The 20,346-nt window shown below is 34.8% G+C and carries 19 protein-coding genes and 2 tRNA genes; 18 read left to right on the forward strand and 3 right to left on the reverse strand.

Annotated features, from left to right (window positions below; genetic code table 11):
• The first annotated feature begins 496 nt into the window (after nucleotides 1–496).
• The 7 genes from dnaE to BUC23_RS03045 all read left to right on the forward strand — a co-directional run bounded on the left by dnaE (nucleotide 497) and on the right by BUC23_RS03045 (nucleotide 8,704).
• A complete protein-coding gene (gene dnaE / locus BUC23_RS03015) occupies nucleotides 497–5,041 on the forward strand; it encodes a DNA polymerase III subunit alpha (protein WP_073205214.1) in 4,545 nt (1,514 codons plus the stop codon).
• Nucleotides 5,042–5,222: 181 nt separating this feature from the next.
• Complete coding sequence (locus tag BUC23_RS03020; protein ID WP_073205218.1) at nucleotides 5,223–6,125, forward strand: outer membrane beta-barrel protein; 903 nt, start codon at nucleotides 5,223–5,225, stop codon at nucleotides 6,123–6,125.
• Nucleotides 6,126–6,450: 325 nt separating this feature from the next.
• On the forward strand, nucleotides 6,451–6,768 hold the full coding sequence (gene trxA / locus BUC23_RS03025; protein WP_073205221.1) for a thioredoxin: 318 nt from the start codon (nucleotides 6,451–6,453) through the stop codon (nucleotides 6,766–6,768).
• Between the two features lie 203 nt (nucleotides 6,769–6,971).
• A complete protein-coding gene (locus tag BUC23_RS03030; RefSeq protein ID WP_073205224.1) occupies nucleotides 6,972–7,898 on the forward strand; it encodes a DUF58 domain-containing protein in 927 nt (308 codons plus the stop codon).
• A gap of 87 nt (nucleotides 7,899–7,985) precedes the next feature.
• A tRNA-Asp gene (locus BUC23_RS03035) sits at nucleotides 7,986–8,059 on the forward strand.
• 269 nt (nucleotides 8,060–8,328) lie between these two features.
• Nucleotides 8,329–8,402: transfer RNA gene (locus BUC23_RS03040), tRNA-Asp, on the forward strand.
• Nucleotides 8,403–8,428: 26 nt separating this feature from the next.
• On the forward strand, nucleotides 8,429–8,704 hold the full coding sequence (locus tag BUC23_RS03045; protein ID WP_084538290.1) for a GIY-YIG nuclease family protein: 276 nt from the start codon (nucleotides 8,429–8,431) through the stop codon (nucleotides 8,702–8,704).
• Nucleotides 8,705–8,863: 159 nt separating this feature from the next.
• Here the strand turns inward: BUC23_RS03045 and BUC23_RS03050 are convergent, their stop codons facing one another.
• Nucleotides 8,864–9,364 (reverse strand): DUF456 domain-containing protein, encoded by a 501-nt coding sequence (locus BUC23_RS03050; RefSeq protein WP_073205227.1) that lies wholly within the window; start codon nucleotides 9,362–9,364, stop codon nucleotides 8,864–8,866.
• A 58-nt stretch (nucleotides 9,365–9,422) separates the two neighbouring features.
• Between BUC23_RS03050 and BUC23_RS03055 the strand changes: the two genes are divergently transcribed.
• The 3 genes from BUC23_RS03055 to BUC23_RS03065 are packed head-to-tail and all read left to right on the forward strand — an operon-like array spanning nucleotide 9,423 to nucleotide 11,042.
• Nucleotides 9,423–9,806: a hypothetical protein gene (locus BUC23_RS03055; protein WP_139259761.1), complete on the forward strand. Its 384-nt coding sequence runs from the start codon at nucleotides 9,423–9,425 to the stop codon at nucleotides 9,804–9,806.
• 42 nt (nucleotides 9,807–9,848) lie between these two features.
• Nucleotides 9,849–10,325 (forward strand): hypothetical protein, encoded by a 477-nt coding sequence (locus BUC23_RS03060; protein WP_073205815.1) that lies wholly within the window; start codon nucleotides 9,849–9,851, stop codon nucleotides 10,323–10,325.
• A 3-nt stretch (nucleotides 10,326–10,328) separates the two neighbouring features.
• A complete protein-coding gene (locus tag BUC23_RS03065; protein ID WP_073205233.1) occupies nucleotides 10,329–11,042 on the forward strand; it encodes a DUF4184 family protein in 714 nt (237 codons plus the stop codon).
• Here the strand turns inward: BUC23_RS03065 and BUC23_RS03070 are convergent.
• Together BUC23_RS03070 and BUC23_RS03075 are read right to left on the reverse strand one after the other, a co-directional pair.
• Nucleotides 11,035–12,138 carry a glycosyltransferase family 2 protein gene (locus BUC23_RS03070; protein ID WP_073205237.1) on the reverse strand — a complete coding sequence of 368 codons (1,104 nt, stop codon included), beginning with the start codon at nucleotides 12,136–12,138 and terminating at the stop codon, nucleotides 11,035–11,037. The genes BUC23_RS03065 and BUC23_RS03070 overlap by 8 nt on opposite strands.
• Nucleotides 12,135–13,079 carry a hypothetical protein gene (locus BUC23_RS03075; RefSeq protein WP_073205240.1) on the reverse strand — a complete coding sequence of 315 codons (945 nt, stop codon included), beginning with the start codon at nucleotides 13,077–13,079 and terminating at the stop codon, nucleotides 12,135–12,137. Before BUC23_RS03075 ends, BUC23_RS03070 begins: the two co-directional genes overlap by 4 nt.
• Before the next feature lie 55 nt (nucleotides 13,080–13,134).
• Here BUC23_RS03075 and ruvC point away from each other — a divergent pair, with 55 nt between their 5' ends.
• From ruvC to BUC23_RS03115, 8 genes are all read left to right on the forward strand, one after another.
• Nucleotides 13,135–13,689 carry a crossover junction endodeoxyribonuclease RuvC gene (gene ruvC / locus BUC23_RS03080; RefSeq protein WP_073205242.1) on the forward strand — a complete coding sequence of 185 codons (555 nt, stop codon included), beginning with the start codon at nucleotides 13,135–13,137 and terminating at the stop codon, nucleotides 13,687–13,689.
• A gap of 69 nt (nucleotides 13,690–13,758) precedes the next feature.
• Nucleotides 13,759–14,895, forward strand: a complete 1,137-nt coding sequence (gene hemW, locus BUC23_RS03085; RefSeq protein WP_073205245.1) for a radical SAM family heme chaperone HemW — start codon at nucleotides 13,759–13,761, stop codon at nucleotides 14,893–14,895.
• An 84-nt stretch (nucleotides 14,896–14,979) separates the two neighbouring features.
• Nucleotides 14,980–15,744, forward strand: coding sequence for a cyclase family protein (locus BUC23_RS03090; RefSeq protein ID WP_073205248.1), 765 nt, complete (start codon nucleotides 14,980–14,982; stop codon nucleotides 15,742–15,744).
• On the forward strand, nucleotides 15,741–16,172 hold the full coding sequence (locus tag BUC23_RS03095; RefSeq protein ID WP_073205252.1) for a GNAT family N-acetyltransferase: 432 nt from the start codon (nucleotides 15,741–15,743) through the stop codon (nucleotides 16,170–16,172). Before BUC23_RS03090 ends, BUC23_RS03095 begins: the two co-directional genes overlap by 4 nt.
• Nucleotides 16,173–16,213: 41 nt before the next feature.
• Nucleotides 16,214–16,570 carry an MmcQ/YjbR family DNA-binding protein gene (locus BUC23_RS03100; protein WP_073205256.1) on the forward strand — a complete coding sequence of 119 codons (357 nt, stop codon included), beginning with the start codon at nucleotides 16,214–16,216 and terminating at the stop codon, nucleotides 16,568–16,570.
• A 125-nt stretch (nucleotides 16,571–16,695) separates the two neighbouring features.
• On the forward strand, nucleotides 16,696–17,109 hold the full coding sequence (locus BUC23_RS03105) for a response regulator (RefSeq protein WP_073205259.1): 414 nt from the start codon (nucleotides 16,696–16,698) through the stop codon (nucleotides 17,107–17,109).
• A gap of 1 nt (nucleotide 17,110) precedes the next feature.
• Entirely contained in the window at nucleotides 17,111–17,653 is a 543-nt protein-coding gene (locus tag BUC23_RS03110; protein WP_073205262.1) for a heme NO-binding domain-containing protein, read from the forward strand.
• Nucleotides 17,654–17,661: 8 nt separating this feature from the next.
• A complete protein-coding gene (locus BUC23_RS03115) occupies nucleotides 17,662–20,346 on the forward strand; it encodes a PAS domain S-box protein (protein WP_073205265.1) in 2,685 nt (894 codons plus the stop codon).

The following is a 20,346-nucleotide window of genomic DNA, read 5'->3' on the forward strand; positions in this document are numbered from 1 at the left end:
TTTGTCTAATTTTAATTTCGATTTATTTTCTTTTTGATTCTCTTTTTTTATAATTGAAGCGCTTTCTTTAAAATTATGAATTCATTAAGTTTTTATTTAAAAAAGGAATTTTGTTTATGATAAATAGATAAATCAGATTATTCTTTGAATAATTGTCAGTGTTGTGAAGATAAATTGCTTTCCGGAATAATGCTTTTTTAGTCTTTTAACCGCAACGTTTTAGAATTATTTTGAGTCTTATTATTCTAATTTACTTTGATAAAATACTACGACATCCAAAAAAAGGATAACCGCTAAATTTGTCTTTTTAATTCCGCAATATGAAGATGATTGTTCGAATACAGAAATGAAAAATATAAGAGAATGCGTTATAAAAAGAGTAGAAATTTTTCTTCTCTTTTTTGATTACTACAGTTCTTTTTTTATCTAAAAAAAACCTAAATTTGAAATTCAATTTTTGTAATTTTAAAGAATTACAAACACTTCACTTCCAGCTATGTACTTAATATTCGATACTGAAACTACAGGATTACCAAAGCGTTGGAGCGCACCCATTTCCGATACAGACAACTGGCCACGCTGTATTCAGATCGCTTGGCAGTTGCACGATGATATGGGAAAACTCGTCGAGCACCAGGATTATTTGGTGAAGCCCGAAGGTTTTAATATTCCGTATGATGCGGAACGAATTCACGGTATTTCTACAGAATTAGCAGAAGCTGATGGAATTTCATTGGCCGAAGTTTTAGAGAAATTTAATATCGCATTAAGCAAAGCCAAATTCATTGTAGGTCAAAATTTAGGTTTTGACATCAATATTATGGGTTGTGAGTTTTACAGAATGGGAGTGGAAAGTCAAATGAGTTCGATGCCAATTCTGGATACTTGTACTGAAGTTACCGCTTCCTTATTGAAATTACCGGGAGGTCGAGGAGGAAAATTCAAGTTACCTACATTAACGGAATTGCACTCTTATCTTTTTAATAAACCTTTCGGCGAAGCGCACAACGCCACTGCCGATGTGGAGGCAACTACGCGTTGTTTCTTGGAGTTAATTCGTCGTGATATTTTTACTAAGGAAGAACTGGATGTGCCAGCAAGTTACTTTCAAGATTTTCAAAGTAAGAATCCAAGTGAAATTAAACTCATTGGTTTAAAACATATAAATCTCAAGGAAGCTTCGGATAAAATCCGCCAGCAGTTTGGCGAAAAACAAGCGCCTGGGGTTTCAAGAGAAGAACTTTTTGAGAATAAAAAGGTGCTTATTGATACGCCGTTTGTGCATTTGCACAATCACACTCAGTTCTCAGTATTGCAATCTACCATTAGTATAGCGGCATTGGTAAAAGCGGCTGCGCAACAAAAAATGCCTGCAGTTGCCATGACGGATCATGCGAATTTGATGGGTGCTTTTCATTTTGTCCGCGATATTTTATACCATAATAAGGCGGCTGAAGCCAAGAATAAAGCGGCAATAGAAAATGGTGAAGAACCTACCGAAGTTCCGATGAAGCCAATTGTGGGTTGTGAATTTTTTGTATGTGAAGACCATAAAAATAAATCGGTTAAGGATAATGGATACCAAATAGTACTTTTGGCGAAGACCAAAAAAGGCTATCATAATTTGGCTAAAATGTCTTCTATCGCATATACCGAGGGATTTTATTATGTGCCAAGAATCGACCGAAAAGTTATTCAGGAATTCAAAGAAGATATCATTGTTTTGTCTGGAAATCTTTATGGCGAAATCCCAAATAAGATTTTAAATATTGGTGAAAACCAAGCGGAAGAAGCCTTGCTTTGGTGGAAAAACGAGTTCAAGGAAGATTTCTACATTGAAGTAATGCGTCACAATCAGGAAGATGAAAATCGGGTGAATGCGTCTTTAATCTCATTGGCAAGAAAACATGATGTCAAGATTATTGCGACAAACAACACCTTTTATATAGACAAGGAAAATTCGAATGCACACGATATTTTGCTTTGTGTGCGTGACGGTGAAAAACAAACTACGCCTATAGGCCGTGGTCGCGGCTATCGTTACGGGTTGCCTAATCAGGAGTATTATTTCAAGTCGGGAGACGAAATGAAACAGCTTTTTGCAAATTTACCCGAAGCGATTTCGAATATTTCGGAGATTGTCGATAAGATTGAAATTTTTGATTTGGCAAGAGAAGTTCTACTTCCAAAATTCGAAATTCCAGTTGAATTTAATAATCCCGAAGATGCGGTGGATGGCGGAGTACGAGGTGAAAATGCGTATTTGAGGCATTTGACTTTTGAAGGAGCTAATCGAAGATATCCCGAAATTACTGAAGAAATTCAGGAACGATTGGATTTTGAATTGTTAACGATTTCCAATTCTGGTTATCCGGGTTATTTCCTGATTGTACAGGATTTAATTGCTGAAGCCAGAAGTATGGGCGTTTCTGTAGGACCGGGAAGGGGTTCTGCGGCAGGATCGGTGGTGGCGTATTGTTTGAAAATCACCAATATTGACCCATTGATGTACAACCTGCTTTTTGAGCGTTTCCTGAATCCGGATCGTGTGTCACTACCCGATATTGATATCGATTTTGATGATGAAGGACGAAGCAGTGTGATGGATTATGTAATTCGAAAATACGGGTCGAAACAAGTAGCGCAAATTATCACGTATGGTAAAATGGCGACAAAATCGGCGATTCGTGATACCGCTCGTGTGCTGGATTTACCGTTATTCGAAGCTGATAAAATTGCAAAATTGATTCCGGGCATGATGCCGTCAAAATGGAATTTGGCTCGTTTTTTAAATGAAAAAGAAGATGTCATTAAGAAAGCGGTCCGACCGGAAGAATACGATAAAATAAAAGAATTAATAGGTCTTGCGAATGAAGATGATTTAGGTGGAGAGACCATTCAGCAAGCCAAAGTTTTAGAAGGAAACCTAAGAAATACTGGTATTCACGCATGTGGGGTGATTATTACACCTAGTGATATTACTAATTTTGTTCCTGTGGCTACCGCCAAAGATTCCGATTTGTATGTGACCCAATTTGACAACTCGGTGGTGGAAAGTGCCGGTTTGTTGAAAATGGACTTCTTGGGTTTGAAAACCCTGACTCTGATAAAAGATACCGTTAAATTAGTAAAATACAGGACTGGAATTGACCTTGATCCAGACACGTTTCCGATTGATGATTTGAAGACCTATGAGCTTTTTCAACGAGGTGAAACGGTAGGGATTTTTCAGTATGAGAGTCCGGGAATGCAGAAATACATGAAGGAATTGAAGCCTACGGTTTTTCCCGATTTGATTGCCATGAATGCATTGTATCGCCCGGGACCAATTGCTTATATTCCGAGTTTCGTCAAGCGAAAAAACGGTGAAGAGGAAATTATTTATGACCTTGATGCCTGTGAAGAATTACTAAAAGATACGTACGGAATTACCGTTTACCAAGAACAGGTAATGCTTTTGTCCCAAAAACTGGCAGATTTCTCCAAAGGTGATGCCGACGTTTTGCGTAAAGCAATGGGAAAAAAGCAAAAGGATGTTTTGGATAAAATGAAACCTAAATTTATCAGTCAGGCTGCCGCCAAAGGTCATGCCGAAGATAAACTGGAGAAAATATGGAAAGACTGGGAAGCCTTTGCGGAATATGCGTTTAATAAATCGCACTCGACTTGTTATGCTTGGATTGCCTATCAAACGGCATTTTTAAAAGCGAATTATCCGGCCGAATATATGGCTGCGGTTCTTTCGAATAATATGAGTGATATCAAGCAGGTTTCGTTCTTTATGGAAGAGTGTAAACGTATGGGATTGCAGGTTTTAGGACCAGATGTGAATGAATCGTTTTACAAATTTACAGTAAATGATGATTATGCAGTACGTTTTGGAATGGGAGCCGTAAAAGGTGTGGGGTCTGGAGCTGTGGCAACAATTGTGGAGAATAGGAAAGATGGAAGATACAAATCTATTTTTGATTTGACCAAACGTATAGATTTGCGTGCGGCAAATAAAAAAGCATTAGAGAATTTGGTTTTAGCCGGGGGTTTCGATTCGTTTTTAGGAACCACAAGAGCGCAATATTTTCATGATGATGGTGATGGAATTACGTTTTATGAAAAAGCGATTCGGTATGGTTCAAAATATCAGGAAAATGAAAATTCATCGCAAGTGAGTTTGTTTGGCGAAAGTAGTGACGTGCAAATCGCAGAGCCTATTGTACCGCCTTGCGAGGATTGGAGTACAATGGAAAAACTCGCCAAAGAGAAGGAGGTTGTTGGAATTTATATTTCAGGGCATCCTTTAGATGATTACAAATTCGAAATGAAATATTTTTGTAATGCCAAACTGGAAGCGTTGAAAAACATGGAGTTGCATGTGAGTAAAAACTTGGCATTTGGTGGGATTATCAATAATGTACAGCATCGTGTGGCCAAAAACGGAAAAGGTTGGGGCATGTTTACATTAGAAGGATATGATGAAAGTTATGAGTTCCGGATTTTTGGGGAAGAGTATTTAAGGTTCCGTCACTTCTTTATCCAGAATAATTTCACCTTTATGAAAGTACTGGTAAAAGAAGGATGGACCGACCGAGATACAGGGAAAAAAGGGGAGCCAAGACTACAGTTTGTAGAGGTAAAACAATTGCAAGATGTACTGGAAACCTTTGCTAAGAAATTAATTGTACTATTAAATATTAAGGATTTAGAAACTGATTTTATCCATAAATTAAGTCATCTTTTTCAGGAAAATAAAGGTGACAATACGGTTTCATTTGAAGTTATGGAATTGGAAAAAACAAAACGTCTCGTTGAAGTTGCTCCTGTAGAAGTAGAAAACGAAGAAGTGGCTTTTGTCGATGAAAATGAAGATTCTGAAATGGGAGCTCTCGAAATCCCAGAGATAAATGCTGTAGCGAAAGTAGAAGAAATCGAAGAAATTAAGGTTGTAACCAAGCTGACTATGCCGAGCAGAAAGTTGAAAATCAAAATTTCGAATGAATTGTTGGTAGAGCTAGAAAAAATGCAGATTAATTTTAAGTTGAACTAAGTTTTTTAACAGTTAAATGTTGAGTATAAATTATGATTTTTAGTTAAATATTTAGTATGCGCGCATACTTTTAGCTAAAAGTTCGAATATTGTAATGATTGTTCTTGTGCGATGGTAAAGTATGGGTAAAAATTGTATTAAATTATTTTAAATTTGGTATGAATTTATTAAGAATAAAATTATGAAAAAGAATCTTTTTGTTTTAGGATTGCTGGTTTGTGCTATGTCTATGGTTGCTCAAACGGAAAAGGAAGAAAGTTGGTATTTTAAGCTTGGAGGGTCTTACTTCGTACAAGCAACTGCTACACAATTTCCAGTTGTAGGTGGACAAACTCCAAACAGAGATGTTTATGTTAATGGAAAATTAGCTTCTAGAGAAAGTATTACGGGATCTTTTGGAGAGGGTTTTCGTTATGGGGGTAATGTTGGGTATCGTTTTACACCACGTTTGGGCGTTGAAATGGGTATTAACTACTATAATAGTAATAGAAAGACAATGGTTGAAACTGTAGATAGAGTGATTTCTATGACTGGAGGGCCAACATATTTAGATTTAACGGCAGAAGGGCAGGTTAAAGCTTTGGATTTAGCTCCTGCAGTTGTTTTATTTTTAGGAGAGTTAAAAGGATTTGAACCGTATTCTAAAGTAGGTGTAATTGTTCCGGTTAATGGAAAATTAACAATCGAAACTACTCAGGATTTTAATGGTCCAGCTGTAGGTGGAGAGAGAAAAGTATTTCAAAGTGATAAAGTTAAACCTAATCCAACAGTGGGGTTTTTAGCAGCTTTGGGGACAAGTTATAAATTAGGAAAAAATCTATCTGCTTTTGGAGAAGTTGAATACCGTAATTTCACGGTTCATGGTAAAACAAAAGAAACGACAGTTTATACTGTGAATGGAACAGATGCTTTAAGTACACGTACTACTGCTCAAATACATTCTAATTATACGGATCATTTAGATAGTACTTCTAATAATTCAGATTTCAATACAGTTGATTCTACTAAGCCCACTGATGAATTAAGTTCTTACATCAGTATTAGTGGTGTTGGTTTGACTCTTGGGTTGAAATACAGCTTATAGTAAAAGACGATATTGAATAAATGAAGAGGCTGTTTGAGAAAATAGCCTCTTTTTTGTATTTTAAAAAAAAGGTGGTTTCTTTATAATTGTATTTTTAATACTGATTGTCCCGGAGTTTCGGGAGGCGTCCTTTTGTTCCGTCCGATGCTTCGGGACAGGACAAAAGATACAGTGTACAGCAGGAAATAGCTTCAAATAAGTATTGACAATACATTTATAATTAAAACTAATTTGAGAATGGTGTTTGGTTTGTTTTTAATATCTAAATTTGCATTGTATTCGAGGTTCGTGAAACTTTATACTAAACTTTAAACAAAAATATAATATGGCTTTAGCAATAACAGACGCTACTTTTGAAGAAGTAGTTTTGAAATCAGACAAACCAGTAATGGTAGATTTTTGGGCAGCATGGTGTGGACCTTGTAGAATGGTTGGACCAATCATTGACGAACTTAGCTCAGAATACGAAGGAAAAGTAGTAATTGGGAAAGTTGATGTAGATGCAAACCAAGAATTTGCTGCAAAATACGGAGTGAGAAATATTCCAACAGTGTTGGTTTTTCATAACGGAGAAGTAGTAGGAAAACAAGTGGGAGTTGCTCCGAAACAAACCTATGCTGATAGTTTAGACGCGTTGTTGTAATCGGTAGATTATGATTTTATATAAAAAGGTTTGACGAAAGTCAGACCTTTTTTTTGGAGTATAAAAAAGCTAAAACCCCAATTTCACGAATTAATTGGTGGAAATTAGTGAAATTCGTGTTCATTTTTTTTAACTTCTCTACTTTGTTTCTTTTTGTAATCGTTTAATTTTTAAATCATTTCCTCTTTTACTATATTTGAGATATGAAAATCGAATCGCAAATAGAGAAAATTTCCAGCTTTCAGCATCTGGAATTGCTCGCCAATCAGGTGGTGGAAGGTTTTATTTCGGGGATGCATAAGAGTCCGTTTCATGGGTTTTCTGCTGAATTTGCGGAACATAAAGTCTATAACGTAGGAGAAAGCACCAAGCATATAGATTGGAAATTATTTGCAAAAACAGATCGCTTGTATACGAAGCGTTTCGAAGAAGAGACAAATTTGCGGTGTCATATTATTATTGACAATTCCTCCTCGATGTATTATCCAAAATTAAGCGACAAACAAGTTTTCTATGAGAATAAATTAGGATTTTCGGTTTTGGCGTCTGCGGTTTTAATGAATCTGTTAAAGAAGCAACGCGATGCTATAGGACTAAGTGTGTTTTCGGACACCTATGAGTACTATGCGCCTGAAAAAGGAAGTGACCGTCATCATCGAATGATATTAAATGCGCTTGAAAACCTGTTGGAAAAACCAACAATAAAAAAAAGCACCAATACAATTACATTTTTGCATCAAATAGCGGAGAAGATTCACCGCCGTTCCATGATTATTTTGTTTACCGATATGTTTCAATCCGGCAATGAAGAAGCGCTGTTTAATGCCTTGCAGCATTTGAAACACAATAAGCATAAAGTAGTTTTATTTCATGTCGTAGATAATAAAACGGAGCTAAATTTTGATTTTGATAATGCGCCAAGGAAGTTTATTGATGTAGAAACAGGCGAAGAAGTAGCTATTTTTGCAGATAATGTGAAACAAGAATACGAAAAACAAACAGAAAGATACTTCAAAAAGCTCGCGTTGACCTGTGCGCAAAACAGAATAAAGTATGTTCCGGTGAGTGTTGGTGAAAGTTTTGAAAATATTTTGACGACATACTTAGTTGAAAAACAAAACTTTGGATAATAGCGTAAAGTTTTATTGAATATTTCTCGTAAAAACACTTGCGTAAACGGAAATCTATTGTATCTTTGCCACCGCAATAAAGCAGCAGGTTTGGTAGTTCAGTTGGTTAGAATACATGCCTGTCACGCATGGGGTCGCGGGTTCGAGTCCCGTCCAGACCGCTAATATTGGGGAAGCCTTTCGTAACAGAAAGGCTTTTTTGCCCCAATAAGGTATCTAAAGCTAGTTGTGTTGTTTTGGTCGGCCTTGTAAGCTGACCGGGTTTAGTAGTTAGACCAATGAAAAGCTTTCCACTTTTGTGGATAGCTTTTTTGATTTTAAGGAAGTTAGGAAGACTATTTTTTAGTATAAAATTTGTGAAGAATATTTTTTAAATTTCCAGTGTATAAATGGAAATCTATTGTATCTTTGCCACCGCAATAAAGCAGCAGGTTTGGTAGTTCAGTTGGTTAGAATACATGCCTGTCACGCATGGGGTCGCGGGTTCGAGTCCCGTCCAGACCGCTAATATTGGGAAAAGCCTTTCGTAATTGAAAGGCTTTTTTTATTTAAAGATTAGTTATAGGTATTACGTTTATATCATCTATTCTAAAAATTTCGATATTTATTACAAAGGCTTTAGTGAAAATGTTGCGCAACGACTATTGGATCATAATGAAAATAGGAGTAAATACACTTCCAATAAAGGGATTTGGAAATTAGTATATTCAAAAGCATTTGGAACAAAGAAAGAAGCTTTAGTAGAAGAGTTACGATTAAAAAAACTGAATAGAAAATCAATAGAATCATTTATTCAAAGTCAATAACGCTGTTGATATCATAGAATTGGTTACGATATATGCCTGTCATCTCGTCTTTTGGGACGAGACGGGTTCGAGTCCTCTCGTTCCAAAAACGAGACTAATATTGGGAAAAGCCTTTCGTAATTGAAAGGCTTTTTTTTGTTTCAATATTTTGATCCATAATCAGAAGAATTCTGATTTATATTGCCAGACGATTACCAGAAACAATCCTAAGTACATCACGCAGACTAAAAACGTCACAAAACTTGAAGCCAGAAAGCCCAGTAAAGAGCCTGTGGCAGCTTTTAAAGCTCTCTTGTGGTTTTTAGAGTCGTAAAGCAGTTCTCCCAGAAAGGCACCAAGAAAAGGCACGATGATAAATCCGAAAGGGATAGGGGCTAAGATTCCTACTATCAATCCAATGTTAGTTCCCCAAATTCCATAAGAACTACCGCCAAATTTTTTGGTTCCTTTAGCCGGAATCACATAATCTAAAAGGGATATAATTACAGTGATCAGTAAAGTAATTCCAAGAATCCAATAATTAGCCGGAACAGCGTTTGTGAAGTAAAGGAAAAGTAAGCCGATCCAACTGATACTTATACCAGGTAAAACAGGGAGAAAACTCCCCAAGATGCCTATAATCATACAAATAAAACCAAGAGCCAAAAACAATATGTCCATAAACTAATTTTTAGTATTTTTGAAAAATAAAGAAGCAACAATTCCTTTGTAAATGAATATGAGAAAAATAATTTTAATATTTTCCCTTTTACTCTATTTCACTATTTCTTTCGGGACTTTAATTGCCCAAGAAAAAAAGACGGGTAGTAACGATGATCTTTTAAAAGACTCACTTTATGCTGTCAATAAAGTAAAAGTATTGAATTATTCTCTGAAACAGTTTGATCAGCTTTTTTTTGAATTTTTTGATAAGAAATCAGACTCGCAATTGGTGTTAACCAAATCAGAATTCTATAATTATACGGTTCAAATTGCTGTTTTCTCAGATCGATTAGCTGCCTTGTATCCGGAGCAAAAGCAAATTGCCGCCGAAAATAAAAAGAAATGGTTCGCTGAATCGTATCAAGATTATTTATTGTCTAAGGCATCCGCAAAAAAATAATTGTATTTTTATAAACTATTAGTCTCAATCAAAAACAAAACCTTGAAGCAATTATACTTTTTATTAGTATTCGTATTATTTAACTCCTGTCAATACTTCGACAAGCAAGTGCCTTCAGAAAAGGAATTGCTGCAAAAGGAATTAAAAAATATTAATTGGAAAGAAGTCGATGAGTATCCGTCAGTGGTTGATTGTGAAAAAATAGAAAATAAAAAGCAACGCCAACAGTGTTTTTTCGAAGTTTTAACGCAGCTGATTCAGGAAAAATTGAGCGTTGATACACTTTCGGTTCTCTATCCTGAACTCGATACGATTGAAGTAAAGGTCACTGTTTTTCCAAATGCGACGATGCAATTCGAGCCTCAATTCCCAAAAGATTCCGTTGCTTACGACAAAGTGAAAATAGATAGTATACTTCAAGCTCGTTTAGTTGATTTTCCAAAAGTAAATCCTGCTATCAAGCGCGGAATCCCGGTAAAAACACAATTTATTCTTCCAGTTATTCTAAAAGTAGAGTAAGCAATGCCATTTACATTTTCACATCCGGCCATTATTTTACCATTTTTAAAAAATAAAAAATTGTCAGCGACTGCTTTGATAGTTGGTTCTATGTCTCCCGACTTTGAATATTTTTTCCGAATGAAAATGCAAAGCGAAATCAGTCATACGCTTTCAGGGATATTTCTAATTGATTTTCCTTTGGGTTTTATAGTTATGTTTACTTTTCATGAAATTATAAAAAGTCCTCTCATAGATAATTTACCCCTTTTTTTTCAGAATAGGTTGCAGGAATTAAAAGAATTCAATTGGGTAAAGTATTTTAATAGTGCTGTTTTTACCGTTCTGATTTCCTTTTTTTTAGGGGCTGTTTCACATGTTTTATGGGATTCAATGACACATTGGGATGGTTATATGGTTCAACGGTTTTCTTTTTTTAATGTAGAGGTATTTTCAATTCCGTTTTATAAAGTTGCGCAGCATGCAAGTTCAATAATTGGCTTGTCGTGGATTTTATTTTATATTTATAAACTACCGGAAAAAAATGGAAATAGCAAAAAAATGGATTTTAACTATTGGCGTCTGTCCTTCCTTTTTGCACTGGTTTTTATTGCTGTTAGATTTTATTTTGGAACACAATTAAATCTAATTGGGAATGCTGTAGTGAGTATTATTTCTCCAATGGTACTTGCAATTTCTTTGACAGGATTGATTTTTAGAAATAAAAAAACTATTTAATAAATTTTCTTCCTTTCCATTCGTATTTCCCAAACAAGGAATATAAAGCCACAGTAGTGCTGAAAAAAGGATACAACAAGCTGCTGAAAATAAAATAACGCATTTTACTTTTATTCAAAAACTGATTTGATTTGTAAATCAAAATAGCGTCAACTGAAAATTTTAATATAACAAACAAAAGCGTATTCAGAAATGATAATAAACCCAACAGCAAAAGTATAAAAGCAAGTACTAAACTTAAATTTCCAGCAAATACAACTAATGCCAATCCTTTCCCGAACGTACTTTTATACGAACTTGCTTTTGATGCCCAGCGTACTCTTTGATAGAACAACGATTTCCAATCGTTCAATGGTTTTGTGATGACAATATTATTTTGGGATTTCAAATAATGTACTTTTTCGGGAAATTGTTCAGCGGCTTTTTGCAACAGGAAAACATCGTCGCCACTTGCAATTCCGTCATTTCCATCAAAACCATTCAGTTCTTGAAAAAGAGATTTGGTGTAAGCAAAGTTGGCACCATTACACATAAAACCTTTTTTTATTCCAAAACTACCAATCGTAGCACCCTGTAAACTAGCTAAATCCAATTGCTGAAAATGATGAAGAAACAAATTGTTACAATCATAAGTAACTGCTCCGGCAATCATAGCAATATCGTGTAGTTGAATGTAATTATCCAGTGTCAATAACCAGTTTTTATTGACCACGCAATCAGCATCAGTGGTGATAATCCAATTAGTATTTACTATTTGCATTGCGGTGACAATCGCATCTTTCTTGGGTGAATTTGAAACCCGAATATTCTTAATAACCGAAACCTTAAACTTTAAACTTGGAACTATAAACGCTTCTTTAGAAAAATCATCTACCAAAATCACTTCAAACAGTTCTAGCGGGTAATTCAACTTGGATAAACTGCCTAATAAAACGGGCAGGTTTTCTGCCTCATTCCGAAAAGGAACGATAATCGAGAACTTTGTTTTTGGCGTTAAGCGTGTGTAATCAATAGTATTTACTTTAGTGAAACCATAAATAAGAAAGGCAATCGCCGGGCAATACAGGATTATGACGAAGGACAAAACAAAAATCATATTGGATTTCTAGTTTTAAAATTCAACACATAATAACTGCCAATCACTACCGGTAAAACGACATTTAGAAACCACATAAGTGTAGTTATAAAAATAACAATCCATTCGTTTACGCCAAGTAGCCCAAAAAAATAAACGGCAACACTTCCTTTTATGGCAAAGTCCAAAAACTGAAAAGTAGGCAGTGAGGAAGCTAGGAAATAAACGCTTGTAATCGTGGCAATGGCTGTTAAATAAGACAAGTCAACATCAAAAGCCAGAAACAAAAAGTAGTATTGGTGCGAAAAAACCAGAAACCGACAAATCGCTAAAAAGATATTTTTTTGATGAATGGGTTTTGGGATTTCGTTAATCTTATGAATCAGTTTTTCGATGGAGAAGCCCTTAATCGTTAATTTTTTTAAAGAAAACAAGATTCCAAACACCAGAAAACAAATTCCAAACAGAATCATAACAGTTTTTGTGGTAATCACATTGTATTGTGCATTGAAATACAATAAACCGAAAATTCCAAAAATAACCGTCAAAATCATTTGAATTCCGTTGCAAATGAGGTTTAAAAAAATGACTTTTTTAGTTTCACTTTTCTCAAAAAACAATGCTTTTCCAGCATATTCGCCTACGCCATTAGGTGTAAACAGTCCGGCAGTCAGCGCAGCAAGAACTTGTTTGGTTGCATCTCCCAAAGAGATTTTATGGATAAACCCGACCAAATTCTGCCATTTTAAGATTTCAAAAAACCGATTCAAAACACTGAGAAATAAAATAAAGGCGATTCCGCTAACCGACTGGTTTTTCTGGAACAGAATGATGAATTTTTGCCAATCGAGTTTGTCGTTATTGGCCAATTGATCGTAAATAAAATAAAACGCACCTCCCACAATCAAAAGTTTGATCAGAAGTACGAGGAATTGTTTAGTTTTGTGTGGAATTGAAATCATTGGTGCAAAGTAACAAAACTTTAAACTTTTAGACTTTAAACTTTAAACTAAATCATTGGCAAACGAACGCATCATATTAGGAATTGACCCTGGAACGACGATTATGGGTTTTGGATTGATAAAAATTGTCAATAAAAAGATGGAATTTTTACAATTGAATGAATTGCAATTGTCCAAATATGACAATCATTATCAAAAACTGAAAATCATTTTTGAGCGTACCATTGAGTTAATAGATACGCATAATCCAGATGAAATCGCAATTGAAGCGCCGTTCTTTGGTAAAAACGTGCAATCAATGCTAAAGTTAGGACGCGCGCAAGGTGTGGCCATGGCAGCGGGACTTTCGAGAGATATTCCTATTACGGAATACGAACCCAAGAAAATAAAAATGGCAATTACCGGAAACGGAAACGCCAGCAAAGAACAAGTTGCTAAAATGCTCCAACAATTGTTAGGATTAAAAGAACTACCCAAAAATCTAGATTCCACCGATGGATTAGCCGCAGCGGTTTGTCATTTTTTCAATTCAGGAAAAGTAGTTGGGGAAAAAAGTTATACCGGTTGGGATGCATTTGTAAAACAAAACGAAGAACGAGTAAAAAAGTGATCAGTGGTCAGTTTTTAGTATTCAGTGTGTAACTGTATACCGAGACTGTATACTGCGACTGAAAATTATATGAGCGGAATCTACATCCATATCCCTTTTTGCAAGCAGGCATGTCATTATTGCGATTTCCATTTTTCGACTTCGATGAAGAAGAAAGAAGAGATGGTTTTGGCTATTGCCAAAGAAATTCAAATGCGTAAAAGCGAGTTTGAAAAGGATCAAGTTGAGACTATTTATTTTGGAGGAGGAACGCCTTCGGTTTTAACTTCTGAAGAGATTAATTTTCTGATTGCTGCAGTTTATAATAGCTATTCTGTTTCAGAAAATCCTGAAATCACGCTTGAAGCGAATCCCGATGATTTGTCTGAAGAGCGAATCATAGAATTATCTAAAAGTAAGATTAATCGGTTGAGCATAGGAATTCAGTCTTTCTTTGAAGATGATTTACAATTGATGAACCGCGCCCATAATTCGGCGGAAGCCAAAAAATGTCTTGAAGTTGCTACTCAATATTTCGACAACATTTCTCTTGATTTGATTTACGGTGTTCCAGGAATGAGCAACGAGAAGTGGAAACAAAATATTGAAACGGCTTTGAGTTTTGGAATCCCCCATATTTCCAGTTATGCTTTGACTGTGGAACCCAAAACGGCTTTGAACAAGCTCATTCAAACAGGAAAAATCGAAAAACCTAAAGATGAGGTTGCGGAAGAGCATTTTGCTATTCTGGTAGAAGCACTCGAAGCGAATGATTTTATCCATTATGAATTATCGAACTTCGGGAAGGCCAATTATTTTTCCAAGAATAATTCGGCGTATTGGTTAGGAAAAAAATATATGGGAATTGGCCCTTCGGCCCACAGTTATGATGGTGTGTCGAGGAGTTGGAATGTTTCCAATAATTCGCTGTATTTAAAATCTATCCAAGAAGATAAATTGCCTAATGAAATTGAAATTCTTTCGGCAGCAGACCGATACAATGAATATATTATGACGGGCTTGCGGACGATTTGGGGTGTTTCTTTAGACCGAATAAAAACGGAATTTGGCTTTGTTTATTTGGAGTATTTGAATAAACAAGTTCAGAAGTTCTTGAACGATGAATTAGTTTTAGTCGAGGACAATGTTTTGAAAACCACCAAAAAAGGAAAGTTTTTGACAGATGGAATTGCATCAGACTTATTTTACTTAAATTTGGAAGAGTAACTTAACCACAAAGGGCGCAAAGTTTTACGCAAAGTTGAGAGGAATTTTGTGTTGTAGTGTCTGAGTGGTACAAAAAATTAATTTGTGTTAGCAATAATTCAACATAGCAATCAAACAATTGAAGTCGATTTATCAAAACCCATTGATATTTCGATTCCGTTAACTAATACGGATGAAAATCCAATTGCGTGGTATATTGAGAAACCAGTAATTGAACCTGTTATTTTTGGGGATTGGATAGGGAAAGTTTCTGAAGGGAAATCGTCTACGAATTTCAATAATATTTTTTTTAATCCCCATGGACATGGAACGCATACAGAATGTGTGGGGCATATTACAAGGGATTTTTACAGTATTAATCAATCGTTGAAACAGTTTTTCTTTTTGGCTGAATTGGTTTCGATAGAGCCAGAAATTAGGGGTGAAGATTTGGTGATTACTAGAATTCAGATTGAGAAAACCTTGAATGGAAAAACTCCCGAAGCAATAATTATTAGGACGTTACCCAATCTAGAAGCCAAAAAGAATTTAAAATATTCGAATACAAATCCGCCATATCTGGATGAAGCTGCTGCGCGTTTCATTCGCGAAAGCGGAATACAACATTTACTGATTGATTTACCAAGTGTCGACAAAGAACATGACGACGGAAGATTATTAGCCCACAAAGCCTTTTGGAATGTAACAAATGTTAATGATTTGAATGCAGATGCGAGATTAGATTGCACAATAACGGAAATGATTTTTGTTTCAAATGAAGTAAAGGACGGCAGTTATTTACTGAATTTGCAAATTGCTTCTTTCGAAAATGATGCGAGCCCAAGCAAACCTATATTATATAAAATATGATATGCTCCGCCAGTTCGCCTTATGGGCTCGTGTCCGTTTCAACCGATAAAAATAAGCTGAACGTTCCTTTTATTCAGCAATTCCTTAAAGATATTTATTGGGCTGCAGGAAGAACGATAGAGGAGGTTCAAACAACTATTGATCATTCATTTTGTTTTGGGATTTATCTTAATGACACACAAATAGGTTTTGCGAGAGTAATCACTGATTATGTTGTTTTTGCATATTTGATGGATGTTTTTATTACCGAAAAGCATCGAGGTAAGGGATATTCTTCTGTTTTAATACGCAGTATGATGACAGAACCTAAACTGAAGGATATTAAAATTTGGAGATTAGCTACTTCTGATGCGCATTTTTTATATGAAAAATTCGGTTTTAAAGCATTGGAAAATCCAGAAAAAATGATGGAGAAGAAAGTGATTTGATTTTTTAAAATTCTGCCTTTAAAACTTAAAGTAATAAAAAAATGAACCTAGAAACCTACTATGAGTACTGTCTTTCTAAAAAAGGGGTGACGGAACATTTTCCTTTTGATGAAGATACATTGGTGTTTAAAGTTGGTGGAAAAATGTTTGCGTTGTCGTCTTTGATGCAGTGGGAAAAAGCGGAGCCGTCCGTCAATCTAAAATGTGATCCAGACCGTGCTCAGGAATTACGGGCACAATATGACGACATCAAACCGGGGTTTCACATGAGTAAAATTCATTGGAATACAATTGCGATTAATAAATCTGTTCCGGATCTACTAATTAAAGAATTGATTGATCATTCCTACGACTTAGTGTACAAGAGTTTAACTAAGAAGATGCAATTGGAGCTTTAGATATGGGATCCATTCATCTAGACTTTTATGTTATTCGGCTATATTAAATTTATTTTTGTCGAAATACAGCGTTGTTTTATTTGAAATCTATCTATTTTTATACATTACAATCCATATAGAGACAAATGAGCAAATCACTAAACATTTTATTAATTGAAGATGATGCAATTGAGGTTATGAAATTCAATCGAGTTTTAAGTACCTTGAATGTCAAACATAAAATTGTTGAAGCGAACAATGGAGAAGAAGCACTGACTATTCTGAAGGTTAAAGAAGTTATCCCAGATATCATAATCTTAGACTTGAATATGCCGAAAATTAATGGGATTGAATTCTTAACGATATTAAAAGCTGACGAATATTTAAAATACATACCGGCGATAATTTTGACAACATCAAACAATAGAAAAGATGTTTTAGAATGTTACAGAATAGGAATTGCAGGTTATTTGTTGAAACCGCTTAAATATGATGATTATATTGATAGAATAAAACGTCTGATAGAATACTGGAGTTGTAATGAGTTAATAACTCAGTAAGATGTACGGGATTGTAAATAAAGCAATTGAAGAACTAGTAACGGCCAATTTTGGGGCGGATAAATGGGAGGCAATTAAACTTCGTAGTGGGATAGATGTAGATTTTTTTATAAGCAGTGAGCCTTATGATGACGCTATCACTTTTAAGTTAGCACAAGCAGTTTCTGAAGAAATGGGCATGACCTTGAGTGCCGTTTTAGTTGCCTTTGGAGAATGGTGGGTCGTAAAGACAACAAAGGATAAATATGGAGGATTGATGGAAGCGGGAGGAGATAATTTGAAAGAATTTTTAATCAACTTGCCTCTTTTTCATAATCGAGTAATGCTGATTTATCCAAAACTGACTCCTCCAGAATTCAAAATTAGTGATGTTACTGAAAACAGCATTAATTTGCATTATTTTTCAAAAAGAGAGGGACTTCAGGACTTTGTAAGAGGTCTTATCCAAGGATTGGGAATAATGTACGATACGCCTGTCAAAATTAATTTAATCCAAACTCGCGACGAAGGTTGCTCACATGAAATTTTTAATGTAATTTGGTAAAAAAAAGCATGGAAAAGTTAGGATTTAATTTTGATGAAGATAGTTTCAATAAGTTATTTCCTTTTTATATTCTAATTGATGCTAAATTAAAAATAAAAGGCCTTGGTAAAAGTTTAGCCAAGACTTTACCGTCAATTACCATAAATGACAGTTTTAATTCAACTTTTGAAGTTAAAAGACCTTTTGTTGAAAACCCAACTTTTGAAGACTTAGTAGGAATTTTTGATCAACTTGTCGTTTTAGGAACCGCTATTAAAGATATTGATTTACGAGGTCAATTTCAACTCCATAATGATTCTATTTTATTTGTAGGTTCCCCCTGGTTTGTCTCTATGAATCAAGTTAGTGAAAGGAAACTGACATTCCATGATTTCGCTTTTCATGATCCCTTGCTAGACCTGCTTCATGTTTTAAAAACGCAAGAAATTACTACCCAAGAATTAAAAGAATTATTGATTAAAATTAATAATCAAAAAAAAGATTTAAATAGAGATCAAGAAGAATTAAATAAGCTATCTCTTGTGGCTAGTGCTAACGAGAATGGCGTTGTTTTTACAAAATCCAATGGTGAAATTTTTTGGTGTAATGATGCTTATTTAAATTTGACAGGCTTTTCTAAAGAAGAAGTTATAGGAAGAACTCCTGTTGAGATTGGAAAATGCGAGTACACAAATAAAGAGGACTTAAAGAGAATGACTGGCCCATTTTTTAAAGGCGAAAAATTCGATGTAGAATTGGTTCATGGTCGAAAAGATGGCAGCTATTTTTGGACTAAAACAAAAGGGCAGCCTGTCTTAGATTCAGCAGGAAACGTTAGTCAGTATTTTGCGATGATAGAGGATATAACCGAAAAAAAGCATGCGGATTTTAAATTACTAGAGTCCGAAAACAGACTTTCATTTCTTATTGTCAATTTGCAAACGGGAATTATTTTAGAAGACGAAAACAGAAAGCTTTTACTTGCCAATAAAAAATTCTGCAGCATGTTTGATTTTCTAGAAGATCCGGGTACTTTAATTGGTATGGATTGTTCTAATTCTGTTCAGGATTCAAAACGCTTTTTCAAAAATCCCGATTTATATGTAGAAAGATTGAATAGTGTATTCAAAATTAATGAACCAGTTTATAATGAAGAATTAGAGCTTGTTGACGGAAGGTTTCTGGAGAGAAGTTATATTCCAGTTTTTAGAGATGGCATTTATAAAGGCAATCTTAGATCCTACGTTGATATTACGATAAAAAAGAAACACGAAGAAATATTACGAAACGAAAAAGAGAAATACAGCAATATTATTGCTAATATGAACTTAGGTTTAATTGAGGTCGACGAAAATGATGTAATCACTTTAGCAAACCATAGTTTTTGTGAAATTAGCGGGTATAATTTTGAGGAACTAATTGGAAAAAAGGCATCAAGCTTATTTCTAGCCGAAGAAAGTAAGGTGCTTATTGAAACTAAAAATAAATTACGGACTCAAGGCGTGACTGACTCTTATGAAATACAAGTAAAAAATAAAAGGGGAGAAAAAAGACATTGGTTAATTAGCGGTGCGCCAAATTATAACGTAAATGGAAATATAATTGGTTCAATAGGTATTCATCTTGACATTACCGAACAAAAAGAACAGGAAGAAAGTCTCTATTTGCTGTCCTTAATTGCTGAAAAAAATATTAATGCAGTTGTTATTTCTGATGTTGAGGGCAGGATAGAATGGGTTAATACCAGTTTCGAAAAAATGTCCGGCTATACTAAAGAAGAATTGGTTGGAATTAAACCTGGTTATCTCTTGCAGGGAGCGGATACAAATCCTGAAACTATCCAGTACTTAAAAAATCAAATTAGTAAAGGGCAACCCTTTAACTGTGAAATTGTAAATTATTCTAAAACGGGAGAAAAATATTGGGTCAAAATCCAAGGACAAGCTTTATATAATAAAAAGGGCGAAATAGTCCGGTTTTTTGCTATTGAAGAAAACATTTCTAACAAGAAATTATTAGAAAATCAAAGGGAAGAATTAGTAGAGAGTTTAGCAAAAACGAATAAAGAACTGGAAGATTATGCACAAATAGTTTCGCATGATTTAAAATCGCCTTTGCGAAGTATTCATTCTTTAATTTCATGGATAAAAGAGGATAGTGATAGGGAATTTAGTGATCAAACCTTAAAATATTTTTCTATGATTGAACATAAAGTGGAAAAAATGGATCATTTAATTGAAGGCATATTGACTTATTCAAAAATTGATAAAGAGGATATGGTCAAAGAAAATGTAAACACACACCAAATTATACAAGGGATCGTTGATATTATTCATATTCCAAAACATATCACTATTACTATAAAAAATAAGCTGCCGATTATAAGAGCAGATCGTTATAGAATTCAACAGTTGTTTCAAAATATCATTGGGAACGCTGTTAATTATATTGAAAGGGAAGCAGGTTTAGTGGAAATAGCTTCGGAAGAATTTGATGATCATTATGTTTTTTCAATCAAAGATAATGGTGTTGGAATTGCAAAAGAACATCACAAAAAAATATTTAATACTTTCCAATCGTATACAAAAAGTGAGCATTCAACTGGACTAGGGCTTTCAATTGTTAAGAAAGTCGTCGACACTTATAACGGCGAAATTTGGATTGAAAGTGAATTAGGGGAAGGTTCTACCTTTTTTGTAAAACTTAATAAGTAG

It is taken from the genome of Flavobacterium xinjiangense, assembly GCF_900142885.1.
In the GTDB taxonomy this organism is placed as follows: domain Bacteria; phylum Bacteroidota; class Bacteroidia; order Flavobacteriales; family Flavobacteriaceae; genus Flavobacterium; species Flavobacterium xinjiangense.